Origin of the sequence: Novosphingobium sp. HR1a (genome assembly GCF_015594425.1) — a bacterium.
Lineage (GTDB): Bacteria > Pseudomonadota > Alphaproteobacteria > Sphingomonadales > Sphingomonadaceae > Novosphingobium > Novosphingobium resinovorum_A.
In genome coordinates this window covers 1-11,761 of record NZ_JABXWS010000021.1, presented here as the reverse complement: position 1 = coordinate 11,761, position 11,761 = coordinate 1, and the positions used below count along the sequence as shown (strand labels likewise).

8 protein-coding genes are annotated in these 11,761 nt (G+C 66.4%); all 8 read right to left on the bottom strand.

Going from position 1 to position 11,761, the window contains the following annotated elements; all coding sequences use genetic code 11:
• The coding region (locus tag HWN72_RS03530; RefSeq protein ID WP_248005788.1) for a PfkB family carbohydrate kinase at nt 1-293 on the bottom strand (293 nt) is incomplete at its 3' end.
• Nucleotides 293-1,033, bottom strand: a complete 741-nt coding sequence (locus HWN72_RS03525; protein ID WP_211149859.1) for a FadR/GntR family transcriptional regulator — start codon at nt 1,031-1,033, stop codon at nt 293-295. The genes HWN72_RS03530 and HWN72_RS03525, both read right to left, overlap by 1 nt.
• A 98-nt stretch (nt 1,034-1,131) precedes the next feature.
• Complete coding sequence (locus HWN72_RS03520) at nt 1,132-4,023, bottom strand: TonB-dependent receptor (RefSeq protein WP_211149858.1); 2,892 nt, start codon at nt 4,021-4,023, stop codon at nt 1,132-1,134.
• 121 nt (nt 4,024-4,144) lie between these two features.
• A complete protein-coding gene (locus HWN72_RS03515; protein WP_211149857.1) occupies nt 4,145-5,023 on the bottom strand; it encodes a rhamnogalacturonan acetylesterase in 879 nt (292 codons plus the stop codon).
• A 14-nt stretch (nt 5,024-5,037) separates the two neighbouring features.
• On the bottom strand, nt 5,038-5,787 hold the full coding sequence (locus tag HWN72_RS03510) for an SDR family NAD(P)-dependent oxidoreductase (protein ID WP_211149856.1): 750 nt from the start codon (nt 5,785-5,787) through the stop codon (nt 5,038-5,040).
• 4 nt (nt 5,788-5,791) lie between these two features.
• Nucleotides 5,792-7,069, bottom strand: coding sequence for an MFS transporter (locus HWN72_RS03505; protein WP_211149855.1), 1,278 nt, complete (start codon nt 7,067-7,069; stop codon nt 5,792-5,794).
• Nucleotides 7,066-9,288, bottom strand: coding sequence for an alginate lyase family protein (locus HWN72_RS03500; protein WP_211149854.1), 2,223 nt, complete (start codon nt 9,286-9,288; stop codon nt 7,066-7,068). The genes HWN72_RS03505 and HWN72_RS03500 overlap by 4 nt, the downstream gene beginning before the upstream one ends.
• Nucleotides 9,285-11,459 carry a polysaccharide lyase 6 family protein gene (locus HWN72_RS03495; RefSeq protein WP_289357552.1) on the bottom strand — a complete coding sequence of 725 codons (2,175 nt, stop codon included), beginning with the start codon at nt 11,457-11,459 and terminating at the stop codon, nt 9,285-9,287. Before HWN72_RS03495 ends, HWN72_RS03500 begins: the two co-directional genes overlap by 4 nt.
• Nucleotides 11,460-11,761 lie beyond the last annotated feature (302 nt).

Below are 11,761 nucleotides of genomic sequence, written 5' to 3'. Positions count from 1 at the left end.
AGGCCTGCTCCGCTTTCGAGGAAGTAGAGGCCCATCCGGCCGTTTGCGCGGCCCACATGGGCGGTATCGATCCCGGCGGCGGCGAGGGCTGCGCGCGCCTTGTCGCCCAGCGGACTGGACGGCAGGCGCGTAAGCATCTTCACGTCATGGCCCAGCGAGGCGAGCCCCGCCGCGACGTTCGCCTCGGCCCCGCCGACGGCCATGTCCAGCGCATCGCACTGCACCGTCAGCCGCGCGGCAGGCGTGGCGAAGCGCAGCAGGACTTCGCCAAAGGTGACGATATGACCCGTCATCAGCCGATCTTGGCGCTCATCAGGAAGCGTTCGCGGCTTTCCTGCGACTTGCGGCGCAGTTCGGAGATCGCGCGTTCCTCGGTCGCATCCAGCATCGAGCCGAGCAGGCGCTGGAAGTGCTGGCGCATCGCCACGCGCGCGCCTTGCGGATCGTGGCGGCGCAGCGCCTCGACGACGGCGGCGTGCTCGTCCTGCCGGGTCATGCCGTCATGGTGGCAGACGCTTTCGTGGGTGTGGCGCACTTCGGGCAACTCGGTGCGCAGCCGCCACAAGGTGCGGATGACATGTGTGATCGCCCCATTGCCCGATGCCGAGGCGATCGTCATGTGGAACTCCCGGTCGATCTCGGTGGAGCGCGCATCGTCCTGCTCCACCGCCATCGCCGCCAGCAGTTCGTCCAGCTTCGCCAGCGTCTCGGCCGAAATCACCGGCGCCGCGAGCGCCGCCGCCTCGGATTCGAAAAGAGCGCGCGCCTCGGTCAATTCCAGCGCGCTGACGGCGGGCAGGACGTCGTCGGCACGGTCGGCACGGTCGGCCACGTAGATACCCGAGCCGGTCTTGATCCGCAGCACGCCGATCGCCTGCAGCGCGATCGCCGCCTCGCGGATGGTCACGCGGCTGACGTTGAACCGCTCGGCCAGTTCGCGCTCTCCGGGCAGGCGGGTGCCGGGGGGGAACACGCCTTCGTCGATCAGGGCCACGATCTGGTCGGCGATGCCCTGGAACAACCTGTCAGCCATGGCGATTCTTCTCTCTCGTTGTCACGCCTGCCTCATAGCTTCCATGCCAAAGCTAGGCAATTGCCTGACCAATCCTGCAGCCCCCGGCAATCCCGCCATCAGATCTTGGCGCGCACGCCCAGGAAGTAGCGCGAACCGTAATAGTGGTACTGCCGGATGCTGCCCTGAACCGGCATGTCGGTGATCTTGGGCTCGTCGAACACGTTCACGGCCTGGAACTGCAGCTGCACATTGGGCGTCACGTCGTAGGAGGCGCGCAAGTCCAGCGTCTGGTTCCCGCGCACATAGCGCAGTTGTGAATTGCCGCCGACGAAGTCCTGATAATACTTCGAGCGATAATTGTAGATCGCCGACAGGTTCAGCTTGCCGAGCGAATAGTACAGCTGCCCCGAAACCACGTGCTTGGAATAGCCCGAAAGGTTCGCCGCCGGGATCATCCCCGGCGTCGTCTCGCCGGTTTCCGGATCGTATACCGCGCCGAGGCGGATATCCTCGTTCCTGAAATTGGAATTGGCGTAGTTGTAGCTGACCTTGCCGCCAAGCCCGTCGAACGGCGCGGGCAGCCAGGTGAAGCGGTTCGCCAGCGTCACTTCCAGCCCGTAGACCCGGCTCTTGCGCGTGCTGTTCTGGGTCTGGACGACCGGGATCGAGTAGTTCTGCCCGCCGATCGAGTAATCCTCGTTCAGCACCACCGGAATGAAGCCGCCGGTGAACTGCTTGTAGTAGACGGTGGCCGAGAACAGCGAATCCTTGTTGAGATAGTATTCCAGCGAGGCATCCGCGTTCCACGACATCAGCGGCTTCAGGCGCGGCGAGCCGTTGGCGGTGATGAGGCTGATCGCATCGGCCACCGACGAGAAGTTGGTGCCGTCCTCCAGCTGGATCGTCCGGCCTGCGCCGAGCGCGCTGGGCGCAGGGCGCGACATCGCGCGGTAACCGGCAAGGCGCAGCAGCAGGTCGGGCTTCAGCTCGAAGATCGCGTTGATGCTGGGCAGCAGACGGGTCGACCTGCTCTTGATGGTGACCGTGTCGAACACGCCGCTGTCGACGAGGCGGATCGAGCCGTCGGGGTTGTTGACCACCTGCAGGTCGCTGCGCAGCCCGTTCGAGGTCACGCGCGTCTGCACCGCCCGCACGCCGAAGTTGCCGCGGATCGGCATGTCGCCCAGCGAACTCTCGTAGTTCGCCATCAGGTAGGCGGCGAGCGTACGCTCGGTGACGTCGCGGTTGGCGACCGAGCGCACATCGGCATTGCGGCCCGGGTCCTCGGTGCCGAGGTATTCGCGGAACTGGCAGACCGGATCGAACGTCGCCCAGCTCGACAACTGGTTGCCCGGCGCGTTGGAGAGGTAGTCGCTCTGCGGGAACGTGGTGCGGCAGGCCAGGTTGACGTCGCGGTCAACCGCGCGGCTGTCCTGCGTGATCTCGACGCGGTCGTCGTAGTCCGAATAGGTCTGTTCGGTCCAGCGCGCGCCTGCCGCCACGCTGCGCAGGAAGCCGTCCATCTCGTACGTCGCATCGAGGCGACCGGCGATGATCCGGTTGCGGCGCTGCAGTTCGTCGCGGCGCAGGCGGGCGTCATCGCTGAACAGCGCATAGTCGTTGACGTCGAAGCGCGGGTCGATGGTCAGCGTCGGCGCATAGCTGCCCGGCGCCACGTCGTAGATATAGCCGACGCGCTGGTTGTTGATCGCGGTGGGGTTGCCGTAGATGTCGAGCGGGTCGGTGCGCAGGCGGACCGAGCGTTCCACGTCGGTGCGCACGGTGCGCGAATAGGAGGCATCGGCCTTGATCGTCAGCCGATCGGCGGGGCGCCATTCGACGTTGAAGCCGCCGCCGCGATACTCCTCGTCGCGCTCCAGCAGCGTGCCCACCGCTTCCAGCGAAGTGCGCCCTTCGAGGTGGGTGATGACGCCGTTCTCGTCATAGGCGATGTTGCTCAGGCCATAGCGCATTTCCGACAGGTTCAGGTCGCGCCGGTTCTCGGCGTAGTTGCGCTTGGAATACTGGACGTCCAGGTTGATATCGAGCGTCGAACTGGGCCGCCACTGGATCGCCCCGAAGATCGCGTCGCGCTTGTCGTTCTCGCTTATCTGGCGGTACGTCGCGGCATTGGGGACCAGCGCGAAGGGCGTTCCGGCCGCCGCCTGTTCGCGGCTCACTTCCGAACAGTTGCCATTGGGCACCGCGAGGCCGGGGTTGCACGCCACCCAGGTTGAGCTGGCGGCATAGGTCTCTTCTGGGTTGTTGGTCTTGTTGCGCTGGACGCCCAGCGCGATCCCGATCTCGCCCAGCGCGCCGGCGTCGAACTGGTCGACATAGCTGGCGGTGCCGCGCCAGCCCCAGGCGCTGGAGCCGCGGATGCGATCCTGATAGGGGCTGTAGTTGGTCTTGAAGTCCAGCTGGATGCGGCGCTTCTTGAAGGCGAGCGGGCGGATGGTGCCCAGTTCGATCGTGCCCGCCACGCCGCCTTCGACGAGGTCGGCCTGCTGGGTCTTGTAGATCTTGATGCCGTTGATGAGTTCGGACGGGAACTGGTTGAAGTTCACCGCGCGGTCGCCGCTGCCGTTGGATGCATCGCGGCCGTTGAAGGTCGTGTTGCTGAGGAACGAGCCGAGGCCGCGCAGCGAGATTTCCGAAGCGCCGCCCTTTTCGCGGTGCGTGGTCGCGCCGGTGATGGTCTGGATCGCCTCGCCCACCGAGAGCGCCGGGAGGTCGCCGATCTCGGTGGACGAGAGCGAGTCAACGATCGCGGTTTCGCGCCGCTTCTCGTTGATGGAGGTCTGGAGCGTTTCCCGAAGGCCCGTGACGATGATGTCCTGCGCCGAGGCGCCGCCGAAATCCTGCGGCGCCTGAGTTGCCTCAGACTGCGCCGGCGCTTCCTGCGCCAGAACCGGGGCAGCGACGAAGGCGACACCGGCCAGCAGGCAGAAACGGACGGTACGGCGGCTATGGCCGCGAGCGAAGCCGCGATCGTGAGGCGACATCATGATTCCTCTTCCCTTTGGTCTTTGATTATTTTCTGACCAATTATCAATTATCAGTCAATCCATTATTTCATACCAATTTGAAAACAATAATTTGCCAAATTGGTATGAACTAAAATCGAGCTCAGGGCGCGATCTGGCTCCGCAGCTCCGGCACAGCCCGCGCCAGATCGCGCGCGACGAGGCCTGCGAAGAGTTCCGCGCCCTCATCGCCGAGGTGCGTGTAGTCGAACTTGCGCTGGAACTGGCCGCGCGGTCCGTCGGGCGTGGTCGGCACGTCGGGGAGCCGTGCTTCGGCCGCCGGGCGCGCCTTGAGGGTGGTTCCTGTACCCGCGTGGTCTCGTTCGGTGCCGTTGGGTGCCGTTTGCGCCAATGCCATCGATCGCACCGGCCCCATCTCCTGAACCGCCGCTGCACTGGCCGCGTTGAGGTCCACCAGCGGCACCTTGAGCGCGGCGGCGACGGCGCGGACTTTCGCTGCCCACGGCTCCAGCGTGTTGTTCAGCCGCCCCTTCACGAAGTCTCGCCGGGTCAGCGGGGTGAGCAGCGCCGGCACCGCGCCTGCCTGCCGGACCTCCTCCACCATGCGGCGCAAATTGGCGGGGAACTCGCTGTCCATCTCGGTCCAGCGTTCCGCCACAGAGGACTGGTCGTTGTGGCCGAACTGGATCAGCACGAAAGTGCGGCGGTAGCCCGGCACGCGCGCTTCGGCGAGGGCGAGATCCCACGATCCCTCCTGCCGGTAGCTGCGCGTGGAGCGACCGCCGCGCCCCAGATTGAGGCAGGCGGTGGAGGATTTCACGTGATGGGCGCAGAACATCGAGGCCCAGCCGCTCATCGGCGCCATCGTGGAATCGCCGACCAGCACGATCTTGTCGGCCGCCAGCGTCTCCGCGTCGGTGCGCACGGTGCGCCCCTTCGACGAGTTCGCGTCCTGCGCCGTGGCGCCCGTTCCCAGCAGGGCCGCGGCGATTGCCGCGGCCACCCATGCCTTACGTGTCATCCTCTTGTTTCCCTTCAGGAAAAGGCCAGGCCGCCGTTGATGTCGAGGTTCACGCCGGTCAGGAACGCGGCCTCTTCGGACAGCAGGAAGCCGATCGCGCTCGCCACTTCGTCGGGGTGGCCTTCGCGGCGCAGCGGGGTGTTGTTCGCGGTGGCGGCGCGGCCCTCGGGCTTGGAGAAGATGTCGTGGAAGCTGGTGCCGATCAGGCCCGGGCACACGGCGTTGACGCGGATGCCCTGCGGCCCCAGTTCCTTCGCCCAGCTGCGCGTCAGCGTCATCAGCGCACCCTTGGAGGTGGCATACACGCTCGCGCCCGGGCCGCCGCCATCACGCCCCGCCAGCGAGGCGACGTTGACGATCGCGCTGCCCTTGGAAAGGTGCGGCAGCGCGGCCTTGGTGACGAGGAAGGCGGACTTGAGGTTGAGGTCCATCACATGGTCGAAGAATGCCTCGTCCATCTCCGCCAGCGTCTTGCGCGCGACCATGCCGCCCGCAAGGTTGACGACGAAATCGACGCCGCCGAATGCCTCGACGGTGGCCGCGACCAGCCCCGCGACATCCTGCGCGCTCGCGACGTCGGCCTGATGGATCAGACCCGTGCCGCCCTCGGCCTCGATCTCGGCAAGCGTGCGCTCGGCTTCCTCGCGGTTGCTGCGGTAGTTGATGACGACTTTCGCGCCTTCACGGGCGAGGTATTGCGATACCGATTTGCCGATGTCGCGGCCACCGCCGGTGACGATGACGGTCTTGTCCTTGAAACGCATGGATTCAGCCCTTGTCTTGAGAAGTGTTCGGGGGAGTGAGGGGTTCGATCCGGCCGCCCAGCAGCCAGATGCAAAGGAGGGAAAGCGGCACCAGCGCGGCGGCCAGCGCGAAGATCGGGGCGTAGCTGGTCTTGGTCATGACCGGCACCAGCCAGGTGGTGACGAGCGTGCCCGCCACCGCCGACGTGCCGCCCAGACCCGCCAGCGAGCCGACCGTGCCGCCCGCGAAGTAATCGGCAGGCAGGGTCTGGATGTTGTTGATCGCCATCTGGAAGCCGAACAGGATCACCGCGATAAGCAGCACCGCATAGAGCGGGCTCGCGGCGTGCATCGTCAGTAGCAGCGGCGGCAACATGATGAGCCCGCCAAGCGTGATCGCGCACTTGCGCGCGAAGTTCACCGTCCGCCCGCGCGCGATCAGCGCACCGGACAGCCAGCCGCCCGTCAGGCTCCCCGCCATCGCGCCGACGAACGGGACCCAGGCGAACAGGCCGATCTGCTGGACGTCGAAGTCGAAGGTCTCGGCCAGATAGATCGGGAGCCACGAGACGAACAGCCACCAGACCGGATCGAGCAAGAAGCGGCTGACGATGATCGCCCAGCTCTGCCGGTGGTGCAGCATCTGCGCCCAGCCGGGAGCATAGCCCGCCGGCCGAATGGCCTGCGCCTCGCCGGTGCCGAGGATATGCTCGCGCTCGGCCTTCGTGAGCCATGGGTTGCTGTCGGGGTCGGCGCGGTAGAGCAGCAGCCAGGGCACCAGCCACAGCAGCCCGAGCACGCCGATCGCCAGAAACGTCGCGCGCCAGCCGAACGCGGTGAACAGCAACGCCACCAGCGGCGCGGAGACGATCGCCCCCAGCGACGCGCCCGCGTTGAACACACCCTGCGCCAGCGCGCGCTCCTTCTGCGGGAACCACAGCGCATTGGCCTTGGCCGCGCCGGGCCAGTTGCCCGCCTCGCTGACGCCCAGCGTCACGCGCAGCAGCGCCAGCAGGCCGAGCGAGCGCACCAGCGCATGCGCCCCGATCGAGAGCGACCAGAACAGGATGGAGACAGCGAAACCCAGCCGCGTCCCGATCACGTCGAAGATCTTGCCGAAAGCCGATTGCCCGAAGGCGTAGGCCAGCATGAACACCGTCACCAGCAGCGCATAGTCGGACTTGTCGGCGCCGATCTCCTTCGAGACGGCAGGCCACATCACCGCCAGCGCATTGCGGTCGATATAGTTGATGACGGTCGCCAGCCCGATCAGGCCGATGACCATCCAGCGCAGGTTCCTCACTTGGATTTGCCTCCGGTCTTGGGGCCGGTCTTGGGCAGATCAAAGCGGCCGATCGGCCCCTTCCAGCTCTGCGTCGCCTCGCCCAGCACAAGCGAATGGGCATGGGCGGGATCGGTATCCTCGGAGACCGCGACCACCGTGGAGGCGCCGCTGCGCCAGCCGATCGTCACCACGTCGACGTCGCCCTCGCGGCGGTGGGTGAAGATGCGCACGGCGCTTTCGCTGCCGGTGGTGGTCTCCGCCGAGGCATCGTAGCGACCATGCGGCTCCAGCAGGCTGACGAAGGCGGCATCGCGCGCGCCGTCCAGCCGCTGCACGATGAAGGGCTCTCGCCGCAGATTGAAGCGCGGGTCGTTGGCTCCGCTTTCGCCCAGGATCATCGTCACGCCCGGCGTGGCGACGCGGTAGCTGTAGAACCGGCCGTCCTCGATCCAGGTGACGACACCGTCATCCGCGCCCGGCGTCCCGGTCGCATCGACCCACATGTGCTGATAGCCGTTCGCCTTGCCCAGCACCGGGCGGGCGGTGAGGTTGGACTTCAGCGCAAAGCCGGTGTCGATCAGGTGCCCGGCATAGTGCAGCGGCAGGTCGTAGCGCGCCGCCTTGCCGCCGTTCACGCGCAAAAAATCGAGCACCAGCGGGCTTTTCGCGCCCTCCACGCTCAATTGCACCAGCGCGCGGCGGAAGGTGACGCCCGGATAAGCGCCCGCCATCTCGGCGATGGAAGCCTTCGCCGGGCCTTCGCCGTTGAACCACAGCTGGCGCGGGGTGGCCGTCGCGCTTTTCCAGTCGGCGCCGAACTGGCTGGCTTCGTCCACCACCAGCGTGTTGTGCGCCACGGTCTGCTTGGCCCAGCTTTCGTTCTCGGGCAGGTAGCGCCCGCCGTCCTTGGCCTCGATATTGAGGAAGCGCGCCGCGCCATAGTCGGTGACGATCGCCCGCCCGTTGTCGTAGAGAATCCAGTTCAGCCGGTCGAAATGGCCATGGCCCATGCCCTGCGCAGTGTTCTTGGCGACGAGCACCTGATCCTTGGCACCAGCCCCGTCGCGCAGCACGGCGATGCCGCCGTCATTACCATCCGGCCCATCGCGCAGCAGCACCGAAGCGAAAGGGAACGGCTTTGCCTTGCCCGCCGCCAGATCGCGCGCCACTTCGAGGCCCTTGGGCGTCAGGACCGTGCGCCCCTGCCACTGCGCGATGGAGAGCAGTGCCGGATCGTGGGTCTTGGCATAGCCGATCGCGACCGCCTGATAGAGCTCCTCGGTCTTGAGGCTCTTGTCGGGCATGGCGTCGTTGAAGGGGAAGAAATAGCCGTCGTACGTCGACTGGATCGAGGTGCGGATAGCCTTCAGGACCACGCCGCCCCGATACTCGAAGATGCGGCGCTGCGGCTCGTTGGCGTCGATCGCGGCGGCGAAGATCACGAAAGGCTGCAAGGCGTAGCGCTGGTAGTACGGCCCTTCCGCATAATAGCCGTCGGGCGAGAACAGCAGGTCCAGCTGGCGCAGGAACCCGGCCTTGCCGCTCTTGTCGAGACCCTTCAGCGCCTTGTCGACGAGGTCCTGATCGCGCAACACGTAACCGGTCATGCCGACCCCGGCATTGGCCCATGTCGCATGGTTGTGGATGCGGTCGAAGACTTTGGGCGAGCCGGTGGACAGGAACGTCGCCATCCGGCGGAACACCTGTTCGTCGATCGTCCTGCGGTCCTGCGGGGTCAGCGCATCGCGCACCGCGTCGTAGCCCTGGATGCCGTAGACCAGCCATACGGAATCGTTGAGGCTCTGCCAGAACAGACGGCCTGCCGCCTCGTTCGCAGCTGCGGGGTGCGGCCCGAGGCCGGGATAGAGCTTCGCATAGGCCAGCAGGATGTCGCGCGCGTAATCGACGTAGCGCCGCTCGCCCGTCACGCGGTAGAGCAGCCCGGCGCCGTAGAGCGCCATGTAGTTGCGCTTGTGCTGTTCGTGGGTGGCGCCGCCGCCCGGGTCCCTGGGCACCGGCACGTCGATCCCCGCCTTCATCGCCGCATCCACCGATTTGCGCACGCGCGCCAGTTCGGCGGCGAACAGCGGATAGCGCTCTGCCTGCGCGCCGAGGCCCGAGAGTGCGGCGGAGTCGGTCAGGACGGGATGGGCGTCGTCTGCGGGTGTCGCCGCGAATGCGGGCAGCGGAGTCAGCGCGGCCAGCGCAGCGCCGAGAAAAAAGGTTCGTGCGATCATGATGCGTCTCCGCCGCTGACGTTGCCGGATACCTGAACCTGCGGGGTCCCCTGCGGATAGAGCCGCGAGATCTGCGGCTGCGCGGTATCGACGAAACGGTTGTCGAGAATACGGGTGAGCGGTGCGCCGACGCTGTGGGAAACGGCGATCCGTCCCGCCTTGCGGAAGGTATTGCGCGCCATCAGCGTGGACTGCACGCCCGAAAGCGCCAGCAATTCCGGGCCGCCGCCCTCCACGGTGTTGCCGGTGATCTCCACTTCGGGGCCGAACGTGCTCTCGTCCGTCCCGCCGCGAAGGACCTGCGCCAAAACGCCGATGTGAGTGAAGTGGGAGCCGGCGATGGTGATGTGCTCGGCGGCGTAGAGGCCCTTGCCGCCGGTCTCCGCAGCGGCGGCGAGCACGGTGCCGGACAGGCCCGTTACGGTGACGTCACGCAAGGTCAGGTGGTCCGCGAAAGTCGCGGGCGTGGTCGCGACGAGATCGAAGCCGGGAGAGGCATCCAGCCCGGCGAAGTCGGTGCCTTCGATCTCGACCGCGTAATTGGCGATCGTCGAGGTCGGGGCGGAGCGGATCACGGCATTGCCTGCGCTGCGGGGCGCGGCTTCGCCGGTGATCGTCAGTCCCTGCAGGCGCAGGCGGCCGCCTTCCGCCAGCGCGAACAGCGTCGGGCCGGTGAAGGCAATCGTCGCGGTTTTCGGTCCCGAAACTGTGACTGGCACGGCGATGCGAAGTGGGGCACGGACGGCGTAGCGCCCGGCGGCAAGCGCGATCACGTCTCCCGGCTGTGCCGCGGCGACGGCGGTTTCGAGCGAACCGGGATGCGTCTCGATCGTGCGGCCCGATCCGAAGGCAACTTCGGGCGCGGGCTTGGCGTACCAGTCCGGCCCCACCTGCGCGAGCGTGACAGGCACCAGATCGCGCGGCGCGCCGCGCTTCGCCAGTGCCGGATCGCCGGGATACAGCAGCCCGTTAGCTGCGCGCTTCAGCGCGATCGACCCGGTGGTGAAGCCCGGTGCGAGTTCGGCGGGGACCTGCGCGCTCGCCGCGTTGTCCGTGAAGGCGATGCCCTTGACGTCCGCCTCGATCGCGAAGGGCGAAGCGCCTGTGCCGGTGACGAGGTTACCGGTAAAGCGGCTGTCCCGTGGCGGTGCCGAACGCTCCGCGTCCGCACCTGCACCCAGCGTGATGCGGACCGAGTCCAGTATCGAGTTGTTGGCGATCACCGCGCCGGTCACGGGATGGTAGCGGTTGACCGCAGAGCCGGGCACGCCGTTCATCACCGCGATTGCGCTGGTGAAGCTCGTTCCCGCCAGCCCTTCCATGTAATTGTCGCGCACGATCTGGCCGGCGTTGATGACGCGCACGCCGCCGGTATGCGGCTTGCCCTTGCCCAGGAAAACGTTGCGCTCGACGAGGTTGCCGTTGCCGTGGCGCAGCACGATCGAGCCCTGCGACTGCAGGATCAGGTTGGCGCGCACGACATTGCCGCCCGACTTGACCGAGACGATCTCCACCTCTCCGTCGCAGCGGTCGAACACGTTGGCCTCGACGGTGGTGAACGAGTCCGAAAGCGATTCGTCGCTGGTTCCGATGCGGATCGTCTCGCCGCCATTGGAACCGAGCGGCGGGCGCGGACCGAAATAGTTGTGGTCGATCCGGTGGCGGTTGGCCTGCGGCTGGCCCTTAGGGCGGATCACTGCCAGCGTCACCCCGGTATTTCCCTTGCCCGCGAACCAGCTGTGATCGACGCGGTTGTCGTGCCCGTAGAGCGACACCCAGCGGTCCTCGCGGCGGCGGTCGGGTTGGTTAAAACGGTCGATGACAACCTCGGTGAGCCGCGAATTCACCGCCACCCGGCGCGAATCCCGGCGGAAGCTGATCACCTCGTCGCCCGGCGCCGCACCGTTGCGGAACACCATCCCTGAGACTACGAGCCATTCGCCCGCCAACTTCAGGCTGGAAGCCCCGGTCAGCACGACCTTTCCGGCAGTCTGCGCCGCCAGCGTCACCGGTCGCCCATCACGCCCATGAGCCTCGAAGACGATCGGGAAATCTTTCCACTCCCCATTCGCGAGCCGAACGACATCCCCGGCCTGCACCATGGGCAAAACTCTCGCATATTCGGCAGGCGTGCGGACGAGATAGTCCCGCGCAATGGCCGGAACGGCCACGCAAGAAGCCGTCACCATAATTGGTATGACAATCTTACCAATCAACACATCTCTCCATGCCCGTCATTTATGTTTTATTGGCATACACATCTGGCATGAACCAGGCAACCCAATCCTGTCGATCAACTTCTGGGCACGCTAATCCGCCGGTGCTGCGCCGATTTACATTGGCACGAAGGGGTCCGCCGGTGCCCGCGCGATCGAAATCCCAGCAGACAGCCGCAGGTGTGGAACTGTCCGCTACGCGTGGCTAAACACCCAAGCCTCACTTGGAGTTAGCATTACGCGAAATGGGTGAAGGG

Coding starts and splice junctions, on each gene's coding strand:
- HWN72_RS03510 (WP_211149856.1), bottom strand. CDS start 5,787: ATGCGTTTCAAGGACAAGACCGTCATCGTCACCGGCGGTGGCCGCGAC.
- HWN72_RS03520 (WP_211149858.1), bottom strand. CDS start 4,023: ATGATGTCGCCTCACGATCGCGGCTTCGCTCGCGGCCATAGCCGCCGT.
- HWN72_RS03525 (WP_211149859.1), bottom strand. CDS start 1,033: ATGGCTGACAGGTTGTTCCAGGGCATCGCCGACCAGATCGTGGCCCTG.
- HWN72_RS03515 (WP_211149857.1), bottom strand. CDS start 5,023: ATGACACGTAAGGCATGGGTGGCCGCGGCAATCGCCGCGGCCCTGCTG.
- HWN72_RS03500 (WP_211149854.1), bottom strand. CDS start 9,288: ATGATCGCACGAACCTTTTTTCTCGGCGCTGCGCTGGCCGCGCTGACT.